This is a genomic window from Rhodopseudomonas sp. RCAM05734, assembly GCF_052658035.1.
Genome location: NZ_CP199742.1, coordinates 6,598,701 through 6,621,664, shown reverse-complemented (window position 1 = coordinate 6,621,664; position 22,964 = coordinate 6,598,701). Strand labels below are relative to the sequence as shown.

Sequence of the window (22,964 nt, the reverse complement as noted above, 5' to 3'; positions counted from 1 at the left end):
TCAACGCTCCCGACGCTTTGACTTGTCGAGAAATGCGGCTACGGAGTCGTGATGCTGGGCGGTGGTGTAGCAGATCGCCTGGGCCTCACGCCCGAGGGCAAACACCTGCTCCTCGGCGGTTTCGAAGGTGCGGTCCAGAATGGCTTTCGACAACGCGATCGCCGCGCTGGAGCCGCGCCCGAGCTCGCGTCCCCACGCTGCAGCATCGCTCACAAGCGTGGCGGCGGGGCTGACGCGGTCTGCCAGACCGATATCGAGCGCCTCCGTCGGCGCGACCGAGCGCCCCGTGAAGATGAGCTCCTTGGCGCGGGACAGTCCGACGCGGCGGGGAAGAAAATACATGCCGCCGCCGTCGGAAACGAGCCCCCTCTTGATGAAACTCATCATGAAGACGGCCTCTTCGGATGCGACGATGAAATCGCAGGCCAGTGCCATATCGCAGCCGAGCCCCGCGGCAGCGCCGTTGACTGCGGCGATGGTCGGCTTGCCGAGGCCGTGCAACGCCGCCACGCCTTTGTGTGTTCGCTGCTGCCGACGCCAGCCATTGAAGGCGACGTCTCCGGCCGGGACCGCAAGCCGCTCTTTCATCCCGCCGACGTCGCCGCCGGAGCAGAACGACTGGCCGCTGCCAGTCAAGACGACCGCGCGAACGGCGTTGTCATTCCCGACCTGCTCGATGATGGATATCAGCTCGGCCCGCATCTCGTCATTGATCGCATTGCGGACTTCGGGCCGATGCAGCGTGATGATCGCAACGCCGTCATCGATCGATAGTTGGACAAGACCGGTCATATGTTTCTCTTTCATCGTCGTTTGTAGAAATCGTCGCGGGACAAATCGCAGGCGATCCGCAGGGATTGCCGGTCGGAAATTATTCGGCCTTGATGTTGGCGTCCTTGATCAGCTTGGCCCAGCGGATCTCCTCGCTGTGCACATACGCGTCCAGTTCCGCGGGTGAGCTGCCCACCATGATGAGCCCCTCATTGGTTTCGAGGCGCTTGAATGCGCCGGCGCTGACCGCATCTCTGGTCGCCTTGTTCAGGCGGTCGATGATCGGTGCCGGTGTTTTCGCAGGTGCGTACAGGCCGTACCACGACTCCGCCGCATAACCCGGGACGCCGGATTCCGCCACGGTCGGAATATTGGGGTAGGCCGGCGAGCGCTCCGGTGAGGTCACCGCAATGGCGCGCAGCTGTCCGGACTCGACGAGCGCCCCGGCGCTCGCCACTGTTGTGAACATCACTTGAATCTGCCCGCCGAGCAGATCGCTGATCGCAGGTGCGGCGCCCTTGTAGGCCACCGTGGTCATTTTCACATTGGCCATGACGTTGAACAGCTCGCCGGCGAGATGAGCCGATGTTCCGATACCGAACGTGCCGTAGTTCATCTTGTCCGGATTTTTCCTGGCTTCAGCTATCAGGTCGGCAATCGACTTGATGTTCGACGAGGGGCTGACCACCACGATATTGAACGACCTTGCGATCAATGAAACCGGCGCGAAGTCCTTGTGCGGATCGAACGGGAGCTTGGCATTCAGGCTTGGATTGACGGCATGGGCAAAGGTGGCCATCAGCAGCGTGTAGCCGTCCGGATCGCTAGTCGCGACGGCCTGGGTGCCGAGGATTGTGCCCGCGCCTGGCCGATTCTCGACGATCATCGACTTCTTCAAGTCGGTCGAGACTGCCTGCGCCAGCGTCCGGGAAACGATGTCGGTCCCGCCGCCGGCTGCGAAGGGAACCACGAGCTTGATGATCTTCTCGGGGTATTCGGCGCGAGCAGGCACCGATCCCGCGACCATCAAGGCACCCATTAGCGCGGACGCGATCATGTGGTGAAGCGGGAGTTTTGGCCGATGTGGCGAAGCCTGGGCTACGGAACCGGTCGCGGGTCGTTGCGTCGTGCGCGTCCTGGACATGCTTACCTCCAATGGGTTTAACCGCGGCATCTCAGTCGTGCCGCTCTCGGAGGTAGGCCAAGGCCGCCTCACCCAAGCCACTAGCAGAACCGGGACCGGCCGCCGCCCCATCATTTCCAACTGGTGGAATTGGAGGGATTGTTCTATTGAACGGCTAGGAACCCGGATTGGATCGCCAGCATGGACGCGGCACGCTTTGTTCCACGGAAGGCGCCGGCCAATCGTTCGCTCGAACGGGGCGTGGCGTTGCTCAGGGCGTTCAGGCCGGGAGCCGAGCTGCTCGGCAACGGCGAGCTGTCGGAACGAACGGGACTGTCTCCGGCGACCGTCAGCAGGCTGACGCAAACTCTTGTTCGGGTCGGTTATCTCGAACATGACCCGGTGCAGCGGGCCTACCGGCTTGGCGCCGCGGTGCTCAGCCTCGGTCATGCCATACGCACGGGATCGTCCGTTGTGCGCGTCACCACGCCGCTCATGAAGGCGCTGGCTCGGCGCATGCGCATCAATGTCGGTCTCGCAGTGCGAGATGGCGACGAGATGGTGTACCTGGAGTCCGTGCGCTTCAATAGCCGGGCGTCCCAGCGTGCCGTGGTCTCCGGACATCGGGTGCCCATCGAGCTCACGGCTTTAGGTCGGGCGTTTCTGGCCGTCGCCAAGGAGCCCGAGAAGTCGGCGCTGCTGGCCGAATTGAAAGCCAAGGGACGCAAACGATGGCCGCTGATCGAGCAGGAAATTGCCGGCGCCGCCAGCAGTATTCAAAGACGGCAATATTGCTTTGCGACCTGGCAGCCGGGAGTGACTGCGCTCGCCACGCCGGTCGTCCTGGAGGGCCGCCCCATTTACGTCGTCAATGTCAGCGTGACCTCGGAGCGGTCATCCGCCGAGGTGGTCGAAAGCCTGTGGGGTCCGCTGCTGGATCTCGCCGCGCAGATCAAGGCCGCCATTACAGAACTGGACTATCCTCCATCCTGACCGGCCGCCGATGCGCGGCCGGTCGCTGAGCTGGCTCAGGCCTGGATGGACTCGACGCCGCACCATTCGGCGATGAACAGCGCCAGTGCCGTCGTGGTCTTCTTCAGCGACGGCAGATTGACGCCTTCGTCGAAGCCGTGGACGCCGCGCGAGATGCAGCCGTAGTTCAGCGTCGGGATGTCATCGAACAGCGCGTAAACCCGGCTGTCGAGATAGGCCAGCGAGATTTCGCGCTTCGGCTCCTGGCCGAACACCGTCTCATGCGCCGCGGCCAGCGTGGCTTCGGCGTCGGAGCCGGGCTTCAGCTCGTAGCCTTCGGCCTGGAAGCCATTGAAGGTAACGGTCGGCGGGATGTTCGACAGGAACGCGTCGCCACGCGTGAAGGCCGCCACGCATTCCGTGATCTCCTTCTTCGCGGCTTCCGCGGTCTTGCCGGGCAGCAGCGAGATCCGCATGTCGACCTTGCACCAGGCCGGTACCGAGGACGCCCAGTCGCCGCCGACGATCTTGCCGATGTTGAGATTGACCGGCTTGTCGATGTTCTTGAAATGCTCCATCGTATCCTTGGTCGCGTTCCACTTCGCTTCCAGCTTGCGCAGCTCGCCGATCACGCGGTAGGCGGCGTCGATCGCATTGGCGCCGGTCCCCATCCGTTGCACGTGGACCGGCACGCCGCGGACTTCAAGCTGGAACCAGACCACGCCGATATTGGCGCGGGTGATGGTCTCGTGGGAAGGCTCCGACACCACCACGGCGTCTGCCTTGTAGCCGCGCAGATGGGTCATCAGCGCGCCGTCGCCGGTGGACTCTTCTTCCACGACGGATTGCAGATAGACGGTGGCCGCCGGCTGCAGGCCGAGGCTTTTCAGCGCGTCGAGCGCAAAGATGTTGGAGGCGCAGCCGGCCTTCATGTCGCCGGCGCCGCGGCCCTGCATCCAATCGCCCTGAATCACCGGGTCGAACGGTGCGGTGGCCCACATGTCGTGGGGGCCAGCCGGCACCACGTCGACGTGGCCCTGCATGATCAGCGAGCGGCCCTTGTCGTCGCGTGGATAATGCGTGCCGACGACGATCGGTGCGGTCGAGTGCAACTCGTCCCAGGCCCCGGCGCCCGGATGGGCGGCCAGCGCCGCGCGGTCCATCTCGAAGCGCTCCATCTTGTAGCCGCGTTCCTTCATGGCGCGGAACATGAAGTCCTGCATGGTGTGTTCGTTGCCGCGCGTCGAGACGTGGCGAACCATATCCTGAGTGAACTTGATTTGGGCGTCGAAGTTCTTTTCGACCGCGGCAATGATCTTGTCGCGCAGTTGGGGATCGAGTGTCATGGGGAGTCCTTGGATTGGTAGTTTGAAAAAAATCGTGACAGCGGCACTCGATCACCTCTCCCCGATGGGGAGAGGTGAAGAAGCTACGCCGAGATCGGCGTCGAGTGGCCGCTGCCGATCATCATCGCGCGGCTTCGAAACCGCCGAGGGTGGCGGTGAGATTGGCACCGAGAATGTCGGACAGATAGCCGCCTTCCTGGACCAGCACGGTGGGCAGGCCGAGTCGGGCAATGGCAGCGCCGATGCGGCCGAAGCCGGCGGTGGTGACCTTCAGCGCGGCGAGCGGATCGTGCTCGGACGCGTCGAGGCCCAGCGCCACCACCAGCGCGGTGGGGGCGAACGACGCGATGGTCTTCTCGGCGATGGCCATCGCTTCGATGTAACCATCGTCGCCGGTCCCCATCGGCAGGGGAATGTTGAGATTGGCGCCAAGGCCGTTGCCTTCGCCGCGCTCATGGGCGTAGCCCCACACGAACGGATAGTAACCGACGGGGTCGGCGTGGATCGATACTGTCAGCACGTCGGGCCGTTCGTAGAAAATGCCCTGGGTGCCGTTGCCGTGGTGCACGTCGACATCAAGGATGACCACGCGCTCGTGCTTGAGCCGCAGATGCTCGGCGGCGATGGCCGAATTGTTCATGAAGCAAAAGCCGCCGGCCATGTCGCGATAGGCGTGATGGCCGGGCGGACGGCACAGCGCATAGACGGCGTCTTCGCCATCCAGCACCATCTGCGCCGCGGTCACGGCGACGTCGGTGGAGGCGCAGGCGCCGGCCCAGGTGCCGACGCCGATCGGGCAGGCGGTGTCCGCCGTATGCCAGCCGAGTTTGCCGATGATGTGGGTCGGGTAGTTGCCGGGCACGCGGTTCGGATGGAAGTTGGCGATCATTTCCGGGCCGTAATCCGGCAGTTGCGTCCACTCGTCCCAGGCGCCTTCGAGAAAGCGCAGATATTCCGGACTGTGCACCCGCGCCCGCGGGCCCTGGCCGAATTCGGTAGGCGCGACCAGCGTGTGGTTGCCGTCCTTCAGGCCTTTCAGCAGGCGATCGGCACGCTCGGGCTGTTCGGTGGTGCGCCGGACCTGGCCGCGCACCAGGAAGAATTGCGGATCGTGGCTGCGATGCTTGTCGGTATAGACGGCCTTCACGTGGAGGCTCCATTGGTTGGGGTTGGAATTTCGCGGACCATTTTTGCGACTTCGCGCCAGGCGGCGCCGATGTGATAGTCGATGCGGGCGACGATGATGTCTGGATGGCCCTGTTCGATGACGTCGAGCAGCACCTGATGGGTCTCGGCGATGCGGCGCGGATCGTCGTAGAGCCGGCCGATCAGGCCGATCACCATGCGCAGCTCTGAGGCGAGATCGTCGAACAGCCTCAGCAGACGCTTGCTGCCGGCGATCTCGCAGATCAGGCGATGGAATTTGTAGTCCTCCTCGACCTGGCGCGCGGGGTCGTCGAGATCGGCCGTCTCGTTGAGGACGTCGATCTGGCGGCGCAAGGCGTCGCGCGAGTCCGGGGTCAGGTTCCTGGCGGCGAGCACCGCGGCGTGCGACTCCACGCAGATCCGCAGGTCGTAGATCTCGTCGATATCGGTGGGCTCCAGCTTGCGGACGAAGAAGCCGCGGCGCGGATGCGCCACCAGCAGCCCCTGTCGCTCCAGCAGTCGCGCGGCCTCGCGCACCGGTGCGCGGCTGATACCGAGTTCGCGGGCAATGCCGGCCTCCACCACCTTGGCGCCGGGCCGCAATTGACCGGAGATGATGGCCTGCGTCAAAATTCGCGCGAGCTGCCCGACGAGGTCAGTATCGGCGAGGGCAGTGAGCCCGACAGGAGGGGTGAGAAGGCGCATGCGAGAACCCGTTCGATCCTCGTGTACAAGATTTAAGCGCCGACTGTCGACAGTTTAATCTTGAAACATGTCGAGCCTTTGTGTTTGCTGGACGTGATCGCAAAGGGAACACGCACGTGAACATCCATGCAAGCATCACGCCGACGGACGAAGCCACGCAGCAGGTTCGCGTCGATCTGGCCGCGGCCTATCGCCTGATTCACCGGCTCGGCCTCGACGACAGCATCTACACCCACATCTCGGTGCGCTTGCCCGGCAGCCATGATCGCTTCCTGATCAATCCCTACGGCATGCGGTTCGAGGAAGTGACGGCATCGAACCTGGTCACCGTCGATGTCGACGGCAAGGTGGTCGACGATCCCCTGGGCCTCGGCATCAATCCCGCAGGCTTCACCATCCACAGCGCGATCCATGCGGCGCGCCATGATGTGCTGTGCGTGCTGCACACCCACACCGTCGCCGGTGTCGCGGTGTCGTGCCAGAAAGACGGCTTGCAGCCGCTCAATCAATGGTCGATGCAGTTCACCGACCGGATCGCCTATCATGACTTCGAGGGCATCGCGCTCGACCTTTCCGAGCGCGAACGGCTGGTTCGCGACCTCGGCGCGAAGATGGTGCTGATCCTGCGCAACCATGGCCTCCTGACCTGCGGCCGTTCGGTCGGCGAGGCCTTCAAGCTGATGCACAACATGGAGCGCTCATGCCGCGCCCAGCTGGCGTTGCAGTCGTCTGGCGTCGAAATCATCAGGCCGTCGCTGGCCATCGCGCAGCACACCGCCGGCCAGTATGACCGCGGTTACGCCAAGATCGAGGTCGAAGGTCAGAAGGACGGCGAGTGGGCGGCATTCAAGCGCATGCTGGAGCGGACCGACGCCGACTATATCAACTAGGCCATTTTGACGCGGCGAATTAACGCGCCGTTGGGCGCCTGTGGGGGATTACATGCTGAAGCAATTGATGTTGGGCCTTGCCTTGACTTGCAGCGTCAGCGCCTTGGCGCTTGCGCAGGAACCCAAAATGGGCGGCACCATCAACGCAGTGATCCAGCCGGAGCCGCCCGGACTGACCACCGCGCTGATCCAGAACGGCCCGACCCAGATGGTGTCGGGCAACATCTTCGAGGGCTTGCTGCGCTACGACAAGAAGCTGGTGCCGCAGCCCGGCCTTGCCGATAGCTGGAGCGTCAGCGAGGACGCCAAGACCTACACGTTCAAGCTTCATCCTGGCGTGACCTGGCATGACGGCAAGCCGTTCACCTCGGCCGACGTGCTGTTCTCCATCGACATGCTGAAGCAGACTCATGCGCGCGCCCGCAACAACCTGGTGCAGCTCGACAAGGTCGAGGCGCCGGATCCGCTGACCGTCGTGTTCACGCTGAAGCAGCCGTTCGGTCCGTTCCTGGGGATCTTCGAGGTCGGCTCGCTGCCGATGATGCCGAAGCATCTCTATGAAGGCACCGACTACAAGACCAATCCCAACAACAACGCGCCGATCGGCACCGGCCCGTTCATGTTCAAGGAATGGCAGAAGGGCTCGTTCATCAAGCTGGTGAAGAACCCGAACTATCACATCAAGGGCAAGCCCTATCTCGACGAGATCTACTGGCAGATCATCCCCGACGCTGCGGCGCGTTCGGTGGCCTATGAGACCGGCAAGGTCGATGTGCTGCCCGGCGGCTCGGTGGAGAACTTCGACGTCCCGCGCATCAGCAAGCTGAAGAATACCTGCGTCACCGGCGAAGGCTGGGAATTCTTCAGTCCGTTGGCGTGGCTGTGGCTCAACAACCGCTCCGGCCCGACCGCCAACAAGTTGGTCCGCCAGGCGATCATGTATGCGGTCGACCGCAACTTCGCCAAGGATGTGATCTGGAACGGGCTCGGCAAGGTCGCCACCGGTCCGTCGGCATCCTCGATCAAGTTCTACACCGACGACGTGAAGAAATATCCGTACGATCCAGCCAAGGCCAAGGCGCTGCTCAAGGAAGCCGGCTACAAGGGCGAGAAGATCCGCCTGATGCCGTTGCCCTACGGCGAAACCTGGCAGCGCTGGGGCGAAGCTGTGAAGCAGAACCTGATGGATGTCGGCTTCAATATCGAGACCATCGCTACCGACGTGCCCGGCTCCAACCAGAAGATTGGCGACTGGGACTACGACATCGCCTTCACTTACCTCTACCAGTACGGCGATCCTGCGCTCGGCGTCGGCCGCAACTACGTCTCCAGCGCGATTGCCAAGGGTCAGCAGTTCAACAACGTCGAGGGCTATTCCAATCCCGAGATCGACAAATTGTTCGACGAAGGCGCGGTCGCGACCCCGGATTCCAAGCGCAAGGAGATCTACGAAAAGGCGCAGAAGATCCTGGTCGAGGACGTTCCGGTGGCGTGGATGCTCGAACTGCAGTTTCCGACCATCACCAACTGCAAGGTGAAGAACCTGATCACCACCGGCATCGGCGTCAACGATGGCTTCCGCGACGCCTGGATTGACAAGTAAGTCTATCGGCGGCACTTCACCGACTAGGTCGATGCCCCGCGACAGGCCGGGCATCGACGCGATACTTCTCTCCTGATCCGACTGTCATGGACCTCTGATGCTGTCATTCGTTGCCCAGAGGATTGTGAAAGGCGTCATCGTCCTGTTCGCGATCATCGTGCTGAACTTCTTCCTGATCCGGCTTGCGCCCGGCGATCCCGCCGTGGTGATGGCGGGCGAGGCCGGCGCCAGCGATCCGTTGTTCGTGGCGCAGCTGCGCGAAAAATTCGCGCTCGACCGGCCGCTGCCGGAGCAGCTGTTCAAATACGTCAAGGGCGTCGCCTCCCTCGATCTCGGCTTCTCGTTTCGCCAGCAGGAGCCGGTGGCCAAGCTGATCGCCGAGCGGCTGCCGGCGACGCTGCTGCTGACACTCACGGCCTTCGCCATCTCGCTGGCGCTGGGCATCCTGTTCGGTACGCTGGCGGCGCGCTTTGCCGGCACCTGGGCCGACAGCGCCATCACCGTCGCTGCGCTGCTGTTCTACGCCACACCGATTTTCTGGATCGCACTGATGGCGATCCTGCTGTTCTCGGTCACGCTCGGCTGGTTGCCGAGTTTCGGCTACGACACGGTCGGCGGCAACTACAAGGGTCTCGCTTATGTCGCCGATGTCGCCGCCCATCTGGTAATGCCGGCAATGACCATCGGCCTGTTCTTCATGGCGACCTATACCCGCATGACCCGCGCCTCGATGCTCGAAGTGAAGCGGCTCGATTTCGTCAAGACCGCGCGCTCCAAGGGGCTGCGTGACAACGTGATCCAGCGCCGCCACGTGCTGCGCAACGCGTTGCTGCCGGTGGTGACGCTGGCCGGGGTGCATTCCGGCACGCTGATCGGCGGCGCTGTGATCACCGAGACGGTGTTCGCCTGGCCGGGTATCGGCCGGCTGATGTATGAGGCGCTGCTGCAGCGCGACTACAACCTGCTGCTCGGCGTGTTCGTGGTGTGTTCGGCGATGGTGCTGATCTTCAACCTGGTCACCGACCTCGTCTACCGGCTGGTCGATCCGCGCATCGAGTTCGCATCATGAAGCAATTCTGGAAGCAGATGCTGCGCAATCCCGGCGGCATGATCGGGCTGGTCATTCTGTCCATCGCGATCCTGATCGCGCTGATCGGCCCGTCGATCTTTCCCAACTCGCCCTGGCGCATGGTGCAGCGGCCGTTCCTGCCGCCGTTCACGCTGTCCACCGTGCCGCTCGGCACCGATGCGCTCGGCCGCGACGTGTTCGCCGGCGTGATCTACGGCGCGCGGGTCTCGCTACTGGTCGGCCTCGTCTCCACCCTTGTCGCGTTGATCGTCGGCGTGCCGCTCGGCGCCCTCGCCGGCTATTTCGGTGGCAGGATCGACGACGCCCTGATGCGCTTCACCGAATTCTTCCAGACCATTCCGAGCTTCGCGCTGGCGATCGTGCTGGTGGCGATCCTGCAGCCCTCGATCTATTCCATCGTGGCGGCGATCGGCATCGTCAGCTGGCCGCCGGTGGCGCGGCTGGTGCGCGCCGAGGTGCTGTCGTTGCGGACGCGTGAATATGTTCAGGCGGCCGTCGTCACCGGGCAGAGTCATTCCTGGATCATCTGGCGCGAGATCCTGCCCAACGCGCTGTCGCCGGTGATCGTGCTGGCGTCGCTGATGGTCGCCACCGCGATCCTGCTGGAATCCTCGCTGTCGTTCCTCGGCCTCGGCGATCCCAACCTGATCTCGTGGGGCTACATGGTTGGCGCCGGCCGTACCGTGATCCGCCAGGCGTGGTGGATCACGGTGTTTCCCGGCATCGCCATCCTGCTTTCGGTGCTCGCCATGAACCTGGTGGGCGAGGGCCTCAACGACGCGCTCAATCCGCGCCTCGCCAAGGACGGCCGCTGATATGACCGCGACCCCCGCCGTTTCCATCAAGGACCTGAAGATCGCGTTGCCGGAAGGCGCCGAGCGTCCCTATGCCGTCAACGGCATCTCGATCGACCTGATCCCCGGCGAAATCGTCTGCGTGGTCGGCGAGTCCGGCTCCGGCAAGTCCATGTGCGCCCATGCGCTGATGGGCCTGTTGCCCGACAGCGTCAGAACCGAGACCGGTGCGATCCTGCTCGAGGGCAAAGACTTGCTGAAGCTCGACGAGGACGGCTGGCGCGACGTGCGCGGTCGCCGCATCGCCATGGTGTTTCAGGAGCCGATGACCGCCCTCAATCCGTTGATGCGCATCGGCGAACAGATGATGGAAATGTTCGAGGCCCATGGCCTGCTGACGCCGAAGGCGCGTCGCGCCAAGGCGTTGGGTCTTGCGCGCGAAGTGGGTCTGCCCGATCCCGAACGCATCGTTCGCGCCTATCCGCATCAATTGTCCGGCGGCCAGCGCCAGCGCGCCATGATCGCCATGGCGCTGGCGCTGGAGCCCGCGGTGCTGGTGGCCGACGAGCCGACCACCGCGCTCGACGTCACAACGCAGGCGCAGATTTTGAAGCTGATCCGCGACCTGCAGCGTCGTCGCAACATGGCGGTGATGTTCATCACCCACGATTTCGGTGTGGTCGCCGATATCGCCGACCGAGTCGTCGTGCTGCGGCATGGCCAGGTCGTGGAGGAGGGCAGCGCCGCGGAGGTGCTGACCCGGCCGCAGCACGCCTACACCAAGGCGCTGCTCGCCGCGGTGCCGTCGATGCATCCGCCGGTGCGCGCGCCGCTCGATGGTCGCGACAAGGCGGTGGAGGTGATCGGCCTCGACAAGACCTATGTCACCTCCGGCGGCTGGTTCAGGCCCGACCGCAAGGTGCAGGCCGCCAATGAAGTCAGTTTCGCGATCCTCAAGGGCGAGACTCTCGGCCTGGTCGGCGAGTCCGGCTCCGGCAAGTCATCGGTGGCGCGGCTGGTGATGCGGCTGATCGAAGCCGACCGGGGGACCGTGCGGATCGGCGATGTCGATCTGACGAAACTCGAGGGCAAGGCGCTGCGCGAGCAGCGCCACCGCATCCAGATGATTTTTCAGGACCCGTTTGCCTCGCTCAATCCGCGGCGAAAAGTCGGCAACATCATCAGCGACGGACCGATCGCCCATGGCACCGAGCCGAAGGCGGCGATGCAGCGCGCCCGCGACCTGCTCGGCATGGTCGGCCTCGATGCCGGCGCCATGGAGCGCTATCCGCATGAATTCTCGGGCGGGCAGCGCCAGCGCATCGGCATTGCCCGCGCGCTGGCGCTCGATCCGGAAATCATCGTCGCCGATGAAGCGGTGTCCGCGCTCGACGTCTCGGTTCAGGCGCAAGTGCTGGCGCTGCTGGAAGATCTCAAGGCGCGACTGGGCCTGTCGATGCTATTCATCACCCACGATTTGCGCGTGGCCGCGCAGATTTGCGATCGCATCGCGGTGATGCAGCGTGGCGTCATCGTCGAATTGAAGCCGACGGCGCAATTGTTTGCCGCGCCCGAACATCCCTATACGCGCGAATTGCTGGCCGCCGTTCCCGGCCAGAGCGCGCCACCGCAGGCTGCCTGATCTCATGCATTGCGTATTGCTGAGCAGGACCCTGAACCTGCGCAAACACCTCGCCTCGGAGATTGCTCGTCTCGACGGCCGTATCAGCTTCATCGATCACCTCGACGGCAACGCCGAGGAAGTCACGCTGGCCGTGGCCTGGAATCCGCCCGACGACGCGTTCGACCATTATCCGAACCTCAAGGCGGTGTGTTCGATCGCCGCCGGCGCCGACAGCATTGTGATGAATCCGAGTCTGCGCGACGGCATCGAGGTGGTTCGGGTTGTAGAGCCGGCGCAGGCCGAGATGATGTCCGGCTTCGTGATCTGGCATGTCATCTGGCATCAGCGGCGTTTCGCCACCTATCTGGCGCAGCAGCGCGACCGGACCTGGAAACGCCTCGGCGCACGCACCGCGCGGCAGGTGCCGGTCGGCATTCTCGGCTACGGCGCGATCGGCGCGCGCGTCGCGCGCGATCTGGCTGCGCTCGGTTTTCCGGTCAACGTCTGGAGCCGTAGCGCCAGGGCGACGCTGCCGGGCATCGCCGGTTTTCACGGTCCCGACGGTCTGGCGGCGTTGCTCGCCGGCAGCGAAATTCTGGTCAACCTGCTGCCCCTGACATCGGAGACGCGCGGCATTCTCAACGCCGCGACCTTCGGCCGAATGCCGCGCGGCGGCTACCTGATCCAGGTCGGCCGCGGCGAGCATCTGGTGGAAGCCGATCTATTCGCCGCGCTCGACAGCGGCCAACTGTCCGGTGCCTCGCTTGATGTGTTTCTCGCTGAGCCATTACCGGCTGACCACGCCTTCTGGAGTCATCCCGGCATCGTGCTGACACCCCATGACGCCTGCGACGTGACGCTGCCCGCGGTAGGCCAGACCATCCTCGCCACTGCCGAAGCCTTGCAGGCCGGCGTCAGGCCGAAGGACGCAGTGGACCGCGCGCGGGGCTATTGAGCGACGCTGCGCCTAGGAGGCCGACAGCATCAGGCCGCCGACCAGCAGCACGGCCAACAGCGTAATGACGCCGAGAACGGCTGCGCTGATCGCCAGCAGTCCATGCGAATCCAGCCATGCACGCAACGCTTTCTCCATGACGACGTTAGCCTCCGGCTGATTTGAATTCACTTGCGGCGCAGCGTATCAAACCGGCAGGACGCCGTCTGCCCGCGTTTGGCATCAATCGGAGATCATTATGGACAATTTGCAGACTCAGGGCATCAGCCTGCCGCGACTCGGCCTCGGCACCTTCCGCCTCAAGGACGATGCCTGCACCGCCGCCGTGGAAGGCGCGCTCGGGCTGGGCTATCGCCACATCGATACCGCCGAGATGTACGGCAACGAGGCGGCCATCGGGGTCGGCATCAAGGCTGCCGGCATCGCCCGCAACAACCTCCACGTCACCACCAAGGTCTGGCACGAAAACCTGGCGCCCGACGCGATCCGCCGGGCGTTCGACGCCAGCCTGGCGAAGCTCGGGCTCGACTACGTCGATCTCTATCTGGTCCACTGGCCATCGAAGGGCATGGATCTGCCGGCGATGTTCGAGACCTTGATGAAGCTGAAGGACGAGGGCCGCACCCGCGCCATCGGCGTCGCGAATTTCACGCTGCCGCTGCTGAAGCGGGTGGTCGAGGACATTGGCGCGCCGATCGCCTGCAACCAGGTTGAGTACCATGTCTTTCTCGATCAGACCAAGGTGCTCGGCTATCTCCGCAGCAAATCGATTCCGCTGGTGGCCTATTGCCCCCTGGCGCAGGGGAAGGTCGCCGACGATGTTGTGCTGCAAAAGATCGCGGCGAAGAACCATGCCAGCGCCGCGCAGGTGGCGCTGAAATGGCTGCTCGACCAGGATGGCGTCGCTGCGATCCCCAAGGCATCGCGCGCCGAGAGTCAGCAGGCCAATCTCGATGCGTTGAAGCTCTCCCTCGACGAGGATGATCGCAAGGCGATCGCGGCATTGCCAAAGAATCAGCGGCTGGTGAACCCCGGCTTTGCGCCGGAATGGGATTGATCTTTTTCCCCTCTCCCCCGGCGCCGCGCAGCGGCGTTGGTGGGAGAGGGGAAGAAAGACCCGCCACTCACTTGTGCGAATGCGGCTCCTTCTTCACGTCGTCCTTCCGCGTAGCGGTCGGCATCATCACCACCCGGCCATATTTGACGCCGCGCTCGGCGATGACGTGGTCGGCAAAGTGCTGCACCTCTGGACCGGAGCCGCGCAGCGCCGTGACCTCCATGCAGTGATCGTTGTCGAGATGCACGTGCAGCGTCGCCAGCGCGAGCTCGTGGTGGTGATGATAATTGTCTACCAGCCGCCGCGACAGGTCGCGCGCGGCATGGTCGTAGACATAGACCAGCGCGGCGACACATTCTCCGGCCTTGCCCTTGTCTTGCGTCGCCTGCTGCATGCCGGCGCGGGCGAAATCGCGGATCGCCTCGGAGCGGTTCTGGTAGCCGTGCTCGGCGATCATGGCGTCGAGCTCGTCCATCAGCTCGTCGTCGAGTGTGATCGTGATGCGCTGCATAGAGTCTCCCGTCGTTTTCAGAAGTATGATGATTTGTTGACATTGTCATACTTGTCATGGCAGTTTTGATTGTGTTCTGCGGTCCAGCATAGCCTGCCCGGTGCCACAGGGGACATCTTCATCACGCGCGTAACCGCTGGGGGCGCGATGCATCAGCGTTTTGCAGCCGCGTTCGCCGGACTGTTCTTGATCGCCGCTTTAGCTGTGGCGTCGGAGGTGGCGGCCCAGACGGTGCCGTCTACCGCGCTTCCGCCCGTGGAGATCGAGGCCCCGCAACGCCGCGCGGCGCAGCCTAGTCGGGCGCGGGCGGGAGCGCGAGGCGATCACCGGGCCGCGCGCCGGGGGGCGCCGACGCCTGCCATGGCGGGTAACGGCAGTAAACCCGGCACCAGCACAGCCGCGGCGGCGCCGACTCCGGTGGCCGCCAGCGAAAAGACCGTCAGTGGCGCTGACGTCAATGCGCGGCCGTTTTCACGACCGGCGGAGGCGCTGGAAGTGGTTCCCGGCCTGATCGTCACCCAGCACTCCGGCGACGGCAAGGCGAACCAGTACTTTCTGCGCGGTGTGAATCTCGACCATGGCACCGATCTGGCTGTTACGATCGACGGCATGCCGGTCAACATGCGCACTCACGGCCACGGCCAGGGCTATGCCGATCTCAATTTCCTGATCCCCGAACTGATCAGCACCGTCAACATCCGCAAGGGGCCGTATTTCGCGGACGAGGGCGACTTCTCCTCGGTCGGCTCGGTGCATGTCGGCCTGCTCGACAGCGTGGTCCGGACCATGGCCTCGATCTCGGCGGGCAGTTTCGGCTATCGCCGCGGCTTCGGCGTCACCTCGATGAAGCTCGGCGAGGGCACGCTGCTGGTGGCCGGCGAAGCGCAGACCTATAATGGCCCGTGGGAAAATCCCGACGAGTTGCGGAAACTCAACGGCGTGATGCGCTACAGCCAGGGCACCGCGACTGACGGCTTCACGCTCACCGCGATGGCCTATGCCAACAAATGGAATTCCACCGACCAGGTGCCGTTGCGCGCCATCGCCTCGGGTGAGATCGGCCGCTTTGGCGCGCTCGATCCGACCGATGGCGGCAATGCCAGCCGCTTTTCGCTGTCCGGCAACTGGGCGCGCAGCGATGACGCCGGTTCCTCGAAGGCGAATTTCTACGTCATCAGGAGTTCGCTGAATCTCTGGAATGACTTCACTTATTACCTGTCGAATCCCGTCGATGGCGATCAATTCCACCAGCATGACGATCGCGTGCTCGGCGGCTTCAGTGCGTCGCATACGTTCAATCACCAGTTCGCCGGCCTGCGGATGGAGACCGAAGTCGGCGTGCAGAGTCGCTATGACAACGTCCAGGTCGATCTGAATAATAGCGTGCGGCGCCAGTTCGCCTCCGCGATCCGCTCGGATGCGGTGAAGGAGGGCAGTGTCGGCGTGTTCGCGCAGAATACGGTGTTCTGGACCGACTGGCTGCGCACCACGGCCGGCTGGCGCGGCGATTATTACGACACCTCTGTCGTTTCGGCTTTCGCGCCGGCCAATTCCGGCACGGCCAACGCATTCATCGGCAGCCCGAAAGTCGGCCTCGTGCTCGGCCCGTTTGCCAAGACCGAACTGTTCCTCAATGCCGGCGAAGGTTTCCACAGCAACGACGCCCGCGGCGTCACCATCACGGAATCGCCGAGCGATGGCGCGGCGGTCTCGCGTTCGCCCTTCCTGGTCAAGACCAAGGGCGCCGAAGTCGGATTACGCAGCGTGCTCATTCCCGGCCTTACCAGCTCGGTCGCCCTGTTCATGCTGGACTCCGCCTCCGAAATCCTGTTCTCGGGGGATGCCGGCGATACCGAAGCCAGCTGTCCCAGCCGCCGGGTCGGCGTCGAGTGGACCAACGACTATCGCCCGCTGCCCTGGCTGACACTGGAGGGTGACATCGCCGTCACCCGCGCGCGCTTCCGCGGCGACAACGCCGATCAGGCCGCGGCCTATCAGGACCTCGCCGGCTACCCGGCATCGCAGCTCGGCAATGCACCCGGCAATCACATTCCCGGCGCGCCGGAGATGATTGCCACCACCGGCATCCGGCTCGGCCATAACACCGGCTGGTTCGGCGCGCTGCGCTACCGTTACTTCGGTCCGCGTCCGCTCACCGAGGACGGCGCCTTTGTTTCGCCCGCCGCCGGCCTGTTGAACGGCCAGCTGGGCTACCGCTTTGCCAATGGCTGGCGCATCCAGCTCGACGGCTTCAACCTGCTCGACAACAAGACTGACCAGATCACCTACGCCTATGGCTCGCTGCTGAAGACCGATTCGCTGTTTGCGATGTGTTTCCCGTCCGCGGGCGCGCCGACGGCGCCCCGCGCCGTGTGCCAGACCGGTATCATGGACCGCGTCCTGCATCCGGTCGAGCCGCTGGCGTTGCGTATCACTGTGGCTGGCGCGTTCTGATCAGCCGCTGCGCCCTGCGACATTTCCTGCGGATTTCGCCCCTTGCCCGTGTCGGCAGCGCCGTTACAGTGCGCCGCGACGAACCCCTGACTGGCCGGGCATGCACGATCTTATCCGCGACATCACCTTGTGTATCCTGTTTGCGTGGGGCGTCGGGCTGGCCGCGCATTTCTTCAAGCAGCCGCTGATCCTGGCCTACCTGATTGCCGGCTTCGTCATCGGGCCCTTCGGCATCGGCTGGGTCAAGTCCGAGGAATCGATCAGCACCATCTCGGAACTCGGCCTGATCTTCATGCTGTTCATGATCGGGCTGGAAATCGATCTCAAGAAGATCGTGCGCGCCGGTCGCGTCATCCTGTTTGCCGCCGGCGGCCAGCTGATCGGGGGCTGCCTGCTCGGCGCGCTGTTCTTCATGGCGATCGGCCTGCCGCTTGGCGGCGGTCATTTCGACGCGCTGTATCTCTGCGTCGCCTGCGCACTGTCGTCGACGGTGGTCATCGTCAAGGTGCTGTACGAGAAGCGCGAGCTCGATACCCTGCCGGGTCGTATTACGCTCGGCATCCTGGTCCTGCAGGACATCTTCGCCATCCTGTTTCTGGCGGTGCAACCCAGCCTCGCCGACCTGCAGGTCGGCGTTATCCTTCTGTCTATCGGCAGGGTCGGCGTGCTCGTCGCCACCGCGCTGGTGCTGAGCCGCTACGTTCTGCCCCACCTGTTCCATCAGATCGCCCGACGACCGGAACTGGTTTTGCTCGGCGCACTGGCCTGGTGCTTTCTGATCGGCGAGATCGCCGAGCGGCTGCACCTGTCGCGCGAAATGGGCTCGCTGGTCGCCGGCGTGTCGCTGTCGACTTTCCCCTATGCGCTGGACGTCACCGCCAAGGTAACGACGCTGCGCGACTTCTTCATCACTTTGTTCTTCGTCGCGTTGGGCATGACCATCCCGATCCCTAACCTGTCGGTGATCGGCCTGGCACTGATCATCGCCGCCTTCACCGTGGTCAGCCGCGTCATCACCACCTTCACGCCGCTGTACCTGATGAAGCAGGGACTGCGCGCGAGCCTGCTGCCGGCGCTTAACCTGGCGCAGATCAGCGAGTTCTCGCTGGTGGTGATCCAGACCGGCATCGCTGCCGGTCATATCAGGACCCAGACATCGAGCGCGGTATCCTTCGCCTTCGTTCTCCTCGCGGTGCTATCTACCTTCGCGATGGTGCGTAGCGACCGGATCACCCGGCTTCTGATCGGGCCGCTGAAGCGGATCGGCATTCGCGACCTCGATCACGGCCAGGCGCAGGACGCGGACGCCGCGGTCGGCCATGGCGATGCCCGCCGCATCGTCATCCTCGGCTTCTTTCGCGCAGCCTCCGCGCTGCTCAGCGAGATCGAGCGCCAGAATGCTTCGCTGCTCGAGCAGATCAGCGTGGTCGATTTCAATCCCAACGTGTTCAAGGTCCTGGCCGAGCGCGGCCAGCACGTGATCTATGGCGACATCAGCAATGTCGACACGCTGGTCCATGCCGGCGTCGGCCATGCCGAGATCATCATTCTCAGCGTCCCGGATTCGCTGCTGAAGGGTGCCAATAATGAGAAGCTGGTGCGCCACGTCCGGTCGATCAACCCGACCGCGAAGATCATCTCCACCGCCGACCTGCTGGCCGACGTGCCGGACATTTACGCCGCCGGCGCCGATTACGTCACGGTCACCCGGCTGAGCGACGCCCACGAGCTCTACGAAGCGATCAATGCCGCCGACCAGGGCCTGCTGAAGGACAAGCGCGCCGAAATGGACGCCCAACTGGCGGAACGCAGGGAAGTGTTAGCGTAGCCTTCTTCCCCTCTCCCGCCCAGCGAAGCTTCGCTTCGCCGGTGGGAGAGGGGAAGAAAGAGACCGGCGTCTGCCGAAAACAGGACGAAATCTCCCTCCATTCCGCATAGCGAACCCGCATGGCCCTACGCGCGGCCGCGGGTTGCGTCCCCACCCGCTCTGCGCCATATGGTTCCCACACGTCATCTGAGTGCACGCCATGGCCCATTCGATTCCGGAAGTTCTGCAGGCTTTTGCCCATGGCGAGATCGTCGTGGTCACCGACGACGACGACCGCGAGGGCGAGGGCGACCTGATCGTCGCGGCGACGCTATGCACCGCCGAGAAGATGGCCTTCATCATCCGCCATACCTCCGGCATCGTCTGCGCCCCGATTACCATCGACGATGCGCGCCGGCTGCGGCTCGATCCGATGGTGGCCAATAACGATTCCAACCACACAACGGCCTTCACCGTGTCGGTCGACTACAAGCCCGACAACGGCACCGGCATCTCGGCAGACGAACGCGCTTCCTGCTGCCGTGCGCTGGCCAATCCCAATGCCGGCGCCAACGATTTTGCCCGGCCGGGCCACGTGTTTCCGCTGATCGCCCGCGAAGGCGGCGTGTTGATGCGCTCCGGCCATACCGAGGCCGCGGTGGATCTGTGCAAGCTGGCGAATCTGCCGCCGGTCGGCGTCATCAGTGAGTTGATGAACGACGACGGCACAGTGATGAAGGGCGAGCAGGTCGCGGCCTTCGCGGCGAAGCACAACCTCAAGCACGTCACCATCGCCGACATGATCTCGTACCGGCAGGCACGCGAGAAACTGATCGAGCGCGTCTCGACTTTCACCACCGAAAGCCCGATCGGCCGGCTGCAGGGCTATGCCTACCGGTCGCCGTTCGACTCCATCGCCCACGCGGCCTTTGTCTACAACGGCATCGGCGATGGCAGGAATGTGCTGACGCGGTTTCACAAGCCCAACATCGTCAAGGATATCTTCGCCGGCCCGGCGCGCATGCAGGCCGTGCTGGAACGTTTCAAGCAGGCTGGCAGCGGCGTGCTGGTATACCTGCGCGACGGCGCCGCCGGAGTTCCCGTAGAGCCGCTGGATGCGCCGAAATCGGCGGAAGCCGACCGCAACAGGCAGTGGCGCGAGATCGGCGTTGGCGCGCAGATCCTGCGCGATCTTGGCGTCACCTCGATCCGGCACCTGACCTCTTCGGCGCATGACTACAAAGGCCTCTCGGGCTTCGGTATCGAGATCGTCTGCAATGAACAGCTTGATGGTGATAAGCCAAGGACTTAATGTGCGCGCCGGCGTGAGACCGCCAGCGGCCTGATGTGAAAAAGGATATTTCGATGAGCGTGCGCCCCCAGTCGAAGGACAAGCCGGCCCCGACGAATTTTCAGTGGGACGACGCGTTCCTGCTCGACGACCAGCTCACCGAAGACGAGCGCATGATCCGCGACACCGCCCGCGCCTACGCTCAGGACAAGCTGCTGCCGCGCGTCACCGATGCCTATCTCAACGAACATACCGACCGCGAGATCTTCAACGAGATGGGCGAGCTCGGCCTGATCGGCATCACGCTGCCGGAAGAATATGGCTGCGCCAATGCCAGCTATGTCGCCTACGGCCTGGTGGCGCGCGAGATCGAGCGCGTCGATTCCGGCTATCGCTCGATGAACTCGGTGCAGTCCTCGCTGGTGATGTATCCGATCTACGCCTATGGCGACGACGCCCAGCGCAAGAAGTATCTGCCGAAGCTCGCCTCCGGCGAGTGGGTCGGCTGCTTCGGCCTCACCGAGCCCGATGCCGGTTCCGATCCCGGCGGCATGAAGACCCGGGCCGAGAAGTGCGCCGACGGCTACCGCATCACCGGTTCCAAGATGTGGATCTCCAACGCGCCGATCGCCGACGTGTTCGTGGTGTGGGCGAAGTCCGCCGAGCACAACAACCAGATCCGTGGCTTCATTCTCGAGAAGGGCATGAAGGGCCTGTCGGCACCGAAGATCGGCGGCAAGCTCTCCTTGCGCGCCTCGATCACCGGCGAGATCGTGATGGACGGCGTGGTGGTGCCCGAGAGCGCGATGCTGCCTAACGTGTCCGGCCTGAAGGGCCCGTTCGGCTGTCTCAACCGCGCGCGCTACGGCATCTCCTGGGGCGTGCTCGGCGCCGCCGAGGACTGCATGGCGCGCGCCCGCCAATACACGCTGGACCGCAAGCAGTTCAACCGTCCGCTCGCCGCCACCCGGCTGGTGCAGAAGAAGCTTGCCGACATGCTGACCGAAATCTCGCTCGGCCTGCAGGGCTCGCTCCGCGTCGGCCGTCTGATGGATGAAGGCAATTTCCACCCGGACATGATCTCGCTGGTGAAGCGCAACAATTGCGGCAAGTCGCTGGACATCGCCCGCATGGCCCGCGACATGCACGGCGGCAACGGCATCCAGATCGAATACCACGTGATGCGCCACGCCCAGAACCTCGAGACCGTGAACACCTACGAGGGCACGCATGACGTCCACGCGCTGATCCTCGGCCGCGCCATCACCGGTATCCAGGCGTTCGGCTAGCCGCTCCCGCCATCCGTATTTCGAAATGCCCGGCCTCGTGCCGGGCATTTTGTTTTGAGGGCTTAAAAAGCCATGCGGCTTGACGGTCGCTCTTTCATGTATCATCATAAGTTACATGAGACGAGACAACCGCCTGTCTGCCACGTTGCACGCGTTGCTGCACATGGCCGAGCAAAACCGGCCGATGACCTCGGCCGAGCTGGCGATGTGCATGGCCACCAATGCCGTGGTGGTCCGTCGCACCATGGCCGGACTGCGCAAGGCTGGCCTGGTGCGCTCCGAAAAGGGCCATGGCGGCGGCTGGCAGATCGCGCGCGATCTTTCGGCGGTGACGCTGAAGGACATCTATGACGCGCTGGGCAAGCCCGGCCTGATGGCCATGGGCATTCATCTCGAAAGCCCGTCCTGTCTCGTCGAGCAGGCGGTCAACCGCGCGCTCACCTCGGCCTTTGCCGATGCAGAGGCCGTCCTGATCGGCCGGCTCGGTGACGTCACGCTGGCGCAGCTCGCGGCGGATTTTCACGCACGCGCGGTCGGCCATCGCAACAAGATGCAGGAGAAGAAGAAATGACCTTTGACGCCATTGTCGTCGGCGGCAGTTATGCCGGCCTGTCCGCGGCGCTGCAGTTGGCGCGCGCCCGCCGCCGCGTGCTGGTGATGGATTCCGGCCAGCGCCGGAACCGCTTCGCCGCCCATGCCCATGGGTTTCTCGGCCACGACGGCCGGCCCCCCGGCGACATTGCCGCCGATGCCCGCGCGCAACTATTGGCCTATCCGACTGTGGAATGGGCGGATACGAAGGCGACCTCCGGCGAGGGCGCGACCGGTAGCTTCTCGATCGGCACCGCGACCGGTGCACGCTATTACGGTCGGCGCGTCATCCTCGCCGTGGGCGTCGCCGATACGCTGCCGGCGCTTCCCGGCCTTGCGGAGCGCTGGGGCAAGACCGTGTTCCATTGCCCGTATTGCGACGGCTATGAACTCGATCAGGGCCGCATCGGTGTGCTGGCGTCGTCGGAGATGTCGATGCATCACGCTTTGATGCTGCCGGACTGGGGATCGACGACGCTGTTTCTCAACGACGCCTTCGCGCCGGACGCCGGGCAGCTTGCCCAACTGCAGGCGCGCAACGTCGCCATCGAGCGCGCGCCGATCGTTCGGCTCTCCGGCGCCTCCCTCGATGTCGAACTCGTGGACGGTCGCACCATTGCGCTCGACGGCATGTTCACGCTGACGCGCACGGGTCCATCGTCGCCGCTCGGCGCGCAGCTTGGCTGCGTCACGGAGGACGGCCCGATGGGGCCGTTCCTGCAGACCGATGCCTTCAAGGAAACCTCCGTTCCCGGCATTTTTGCCTGCGGCGACGTGGCGCGTCCGATGGGTTCGGTGGCTTTCGCGGTGGCAGACGGCGCGATGGCGGGCGTCGGCGTCCACCGCTCGCTGATCTTCAGCCCGGATCGCGTGGCCGGCGCATAGCTGCAGCGAGTTGCGGCTGTTTGATTTCCCGCCAAGGGTTGCTAGTCATCGGAGGCGTCC

General features: G+C 64.2%; 20 protein-coding genes. 14 read left to right on the top strand and 6 right to left on the bottom strand.

What is annotated here, in order from left to right; all coding sequences use genetic code 11:
* Window positions 1-792: an enoyl-CoA hydratase/isomerase family protein gene (locus ACUXVA_RS31225; protein WP_265082117.1), complete on the bottom strand. Its 792-nt coding sequence runs from the start codon at window positions 790-792 to the stop codon at window positions 1-3.
* Between the two features lie 79 nt (window positions 793-871).
* Window positions 872-1,945 (bottom strand): Bug family tripartite tricarboxylate transporter substrate binding protein, encoded by a 1,074-nt coding sequence (locus tag ACUXVA_RS31220; protein WP_445490130.1) that lies wholly within the window; start codon window positions 1,943-1,945, stop codon window positions 872-874.
* Between the two features lie 150 nt (window positions 1,946-2,095).
* Between ACUXVA_RS31220 and ACUXVA_RS31215 the strand changes: the two genes are divergently transcribed.
* A complete protein-coding gene (locus ACUXVA_RS31215; protein WP_445490128.1) occupies window positions 2,096-2,887 on the top strand; it encodes an IclR family transcriptional regulator in 792 nt (263 codons plus the stop codon).
* Between the two features lie 35 nt (window positions 2,888-2,922).
* On the opposite strand, the gene ACUXVA_RS31210 is transcribed toward ACUXVA_RS31215, so the two are convergent.
* From ACUXVA_RS31210 to ACUXVA_RS31200, 3 genes are all read right to left on the bottom strand, one after another.
* On the bottom strand, window positions 2,923-4,212 hold the full coding sequence (locus ACUXVA_RS31210; RefSeq protein ID WP_445490126.1) for an ArgE/DapE family deacylase: 1,290 nt from the start codon (window positions 4,210-4,212) through the stop codon (window positions 2,923-2,925).
* Between the two features lie 121 nt (window positions 4,213-4,333).
* Complete coding sequence (locus tag ACUXVA_RS31205; protein ID WP_445490124.1) at window positions 4,334-5,359, bottom strand: histone deacetylase family protein; 1,026 nt, start codon at window positions 5,357-5,359, stop codon at window positions 4,334-4,336.
* Complete coding sequence (locus ACUXVA_RS31200; protein ID WP_265082122.1) at window positions 5,356-6,063, bottom strand: GntR family transcriptional regulator; 708 nt, start codon at window positions 6,061-6,063, stop codon at window positions 5,356-5,358. Before ACUXVA_RS31200 ends, ACUXVA_RS31205 begins: the two co-directional genes overlap by 4 nt.
* A gap of 116 nt (window positions 6,064-6,179) precedes the next feature.
* Here ACUXVA_RS31200 and ACUXVA_RS31195 point away from each other — a divergent pair, with 116 nt between their 5' ends.
* From ACUXVA_RS31195 to ACUXVA_RS31165, 7 genes are all read left to right on the top strand, one after another.
* On the top strand, window positions 6,180-6,953 hold the full coding sequence (locus ACUXVA_RS31195; RefSeq protein WP_265082123.1) for a class II aldolase/adducin family protein: 774 nt from the start codon (window positions 6,180-6,182) through the stop codon (window positions 6,951-6,953).
* A 52-nt stretch (window positions 6,954-7,005) separates the two neighbouring features.
* Window positions 7,006-8,556 (top strand): ABC transporter substrate-binding protein, encoded by a 1,551-nt coding sequence (locus ACUXVA_RS31190; protein ID WP_265082124.1) that lies wholly within the window; start codon window positions 7,006-7,008, stop codon window positions 8,554-8,556.
* 97 nt (window positions 8,557-8,653) lie between these two features.
* Complete coding sequence (locus ACUXVA_RS31185) at window positions 8,654-9,625, top strand: ABC transporter permease (protein WP_265082125.1); 972 nt, start codon at window positions 8,654-8,656, stop codon at window positions 9,623-9,625.
* Complete coding sequence (locus ACUXVA_RS31180) at window positions 9,622-10,461, top strand: ABC transporter permease (RefSeq protein WP_265082126.1); 840 nt, start codon at window positions 9,622-9,624, stop codon at window positions 10,459-10,461. Before ACUXVA_RS31185 ends, ACUXVA_RS31180 begins: the two co-directional genes overlap by 4 nt.
* A 1-nt stretch (window position 10,462) precedes the next feature.
* Window positions 10,463-12,082 (top strand): ABC transporter ATP-binding protein, encoded by a 1,620-nt coding sequence (locus tag ACUXVA_RS31175; RefSeq protein ID WP_445490121.1) that lies wholly within the window; start codon window positions 10,463-10,465, stop codon window positions 12,080-12,082.
* Between the two features lie 16 nt (window positions 12,083-12,098).
* A complete protein-coding gene (locus ACUXVA_RS31170; protein WP_265082128.1) occupies window positions 12,099-13,019 on the top strand; it encodes a 2-hydroxyacid dehydrogenase in 921 nt (306 codons plus the stop codon).
* Window positions 13,020-13,257: 238 nt separating this feature from the next.
* Complete coding sequence (locus ACUXVA_RS31165; RefSeq protein ID WP_445490118.1) at window positions 13,258-14,076, top strand: aldo/keto reductase; 819 nt, start codon at window positions 13,258-13,260, stop codon at window positions 14,074-14,076.
* A gap of 67 nt (window positions 14,077-14,143) precedes the next feature.
* Here ACUXVA_RS31165 and nikR read toward each other — a convergent pair whose 3' ends face one another.
* Window positions 14,144-14,587, bottom strand: a complete 444-nt coding sequence (gene nikR, locus ACUXVA_RS31160; RefSeq protein ID WP_445490116.1) for a nickel-responsive transcriptional regulator NikR — start codon at window positions 14,585-14,587, stop codon at window positions 14,144-14,146.
* Window positions 14,588-14,947: 360 nt separating this feature from the next.
* Between nikR and ACUXVA_RS31155 the strand changes: the two genes are divergently transcribed.
* The 6 genes from ACUXVA_RS31155 to ACUXVA_RS31130 all read left to right on the top strand — a co-directional run bounded on the left by ACUXVA_RS31155 (window position 14,948) and on the right by ACUXVA_RS31130 (window position 22,904).
* A complete protein-coding gene (locus ACUXVA_RS31155; RefSeq protein ID WP_445490114.1) occupies window positions 14,948-17,041 on the top strand; it encodes a TonB-dependent receptor in 2,094 nt (697 codons plus the stop codon).
* Window positions 17,042-17,141: 100 nt separating this feature from the next.
* Window positions 17,142-18,869: a cation:proton antiporter gene (locus ACUXVA_RS31150; protein WP_445490112.1), complete on the top strand. Its 1,728-nt coding sequence runs from the start codon at window positions 17,142-17,144 to the stop codon at window positions 18,867-18,869.
* A gap of 199 nt (window positions 18,870-19,068) precedes the next feature.
* Window positions 19,069-20,160 (top strand): 3,4-dihydroxy-2-butanone-4-phosphate synthase, encoded by a 1,092-nt coding sequence (gene ribB / locus ACUXVA_RS31145; RefSeq protein ID WP_445490110.1) that lies wholly within the window; start codon window positions 19,069-19,071, stop codon window positions 20,158-20,160.
* A 53-nt stretch (window positions 20,161-20,213) separates the two neighbouring features.
* Window positions 20,214-21,428, top strand: coding sequence for an acyl-CoA dehydrogenase (locus ACUXVA_RS31140; protein ID WP_445490108.1), 1,215 nt, complete (start codon window positions 20,214-20,216; stop codon window positions 21,426-21,428).
* 115 nt (window positions 21,429-21,543) lie between these two features.
* Window positions 21,544-21,999 (top strand): Rrf2 family transcriptional regulator, encoded by a 456-nt coding sequence (locus tag ACUXVA_RS31135; protein ID WP_265082132.1) that lies wholly within the window; start codon window positions 21,544-21,546, stop codon window positions 21,997-21,999.
* On the top strand, window positions 21,996-22,904 hold the full coding sequence (locus ACUXVA_RS31130; RefSeq protein ID WP_445490106.1) for an NAD(P)/FAD-dependent oxidoreductase: 909 nt from the start codon (window positions 21,996-21,998) through the stop codon (window positions 22,902-22,904). Before ACUXVA_RS31135 ends, ACUXVA_RS31130 begins: the two co-directional genes overlap by 4 nt.
* Window positions 22,905-22,964 lie beyond the last annotated feature (60 nt).

Excerpts from the sequence above, each read along its gene's own strand:
- ACUXVA_RS31225 (WP_265082117.1), bottom strand. The coding sequence starts at position 792 with ATGACCGGTCTTGTCCAACTATCGATCGATGACGGCGTTGCGATCATC.
- ACUXVA_RS31220 (WP_445490130.1), bottom strand. The coding sequence starts at position 1,945 with ATGCCGCGGTTAAACCCATTGGAGGTAAGCATGTCCAGGACGCGCACG.
- ACUXVA_RS31215 (WP_445490128.1), top strand. The coding sequence starts at position 2,096 with ATGGACGCGGCACGCTTTGTTCCACGGAAGGCGCCGGCCAATCGTTCG.
- ACUXVA_RS31210 (WP_445490126.1), bottom strand. The coding sequence starts at position 4,212 with ATGACACTCGATCCCCAACTGCGCGACAAGATCATTGCCGCGGTCGAA.
- ACUXVA_RS31200 (WP_265082122.1), bottom strand. The coding sequence starts at position 6,063 with ATGCGCCTTCTCACCCCTCCTGTCGGGCTCACTGCCCTCGCCGATACT.
- ACUXVA_RS31190 (WP_265082124.1), top strand. The coding sequence starts at position 7,006 with ATGCTGAAGCAATTGATGTTGGGCCTTGCCTTGACTTGCAGCGTCAGC.
- ACUXVA_RS31185 (WP_265082125.1), top strand. The coding sequence starts at position 8,654 with ATGCTGTCATTCGTTGCCCAGAGGATTGTGAAAGGCGTCATCGTCCTG.
- ACUXVA_RS31180 (WP_265082126.1), top strand. The coding sequence starts at position 9,622 with ATGAAGCAATTCTGGAAGCAGATGCTGCGCAATCCCGGCGGCATGATC.
- ACUXVA_RS31175 (WP_445490121.1), top strand. The coding sequence starts at position 10,463 with ATGACCGCGACCCCCGCCGTTTCCATCAAGGACCTGAAGATCGCGTTG.
- ACUXVA_RS31165 (WP_445490118.1), top strand. The coding sequence starts at position 13,258 with ATGGACAATTTGCAGACTCAGGGCATCAGCCTGCCGCGACTCGGCCTC.
- nikR (WP_445490116.1), bottom strand. The coding sequence starts at position 14,587 with ATGCAGCGCATCACGATCACACTCGACGACGAGCTGATGGACGAGCTC.
- ACUXVA_RS31155 (WP_445490114.1), top strand. The coding sequence starts at position 14,948 with ATGGCGGGTAACGGCAGTAAACCCGGCACCAGCACAGCCGCGGCGGCG.
- ACUXVA_RS31150 (WP_445490112.1), top strand. The coding sequence starts at position 17,142 with ATGCACGATCTTATCCGCGACATCACCTTGTGTATCCTGTTTGCGTGG.
- ribB (WP_445490110.1), top strand. The coding sequence starts at position 19,069 with ATGGCCCATTCGATTCCGGAAGTTCTGCAGGCTTTTGCCCATGGCGAG.
- ACUXVA_RS31140 (WP_445490108.1), top strand. The coding sequence starts at position 20,214 with ATGAGCGTGCGCCCCCAGTCGAAGGACAAGCCGGCCCCGACGAATTTT.
- ACUXVA_RS31135 (WP_265082132.1), top strand. The coding sequence starts at position 21,544 with ATGAGACGAGACAACCGCCTGTCTGCCACGTTGCACGCGTTGCTGCAC.
- ACUXVA_RS31130 (WP_445490106.1), top strand. The coding sequence starts at position 21,996 with ATGACCTTTGACGCCATTGTCGTCGGCGGCAGTTATGCCGGCCTGTCC.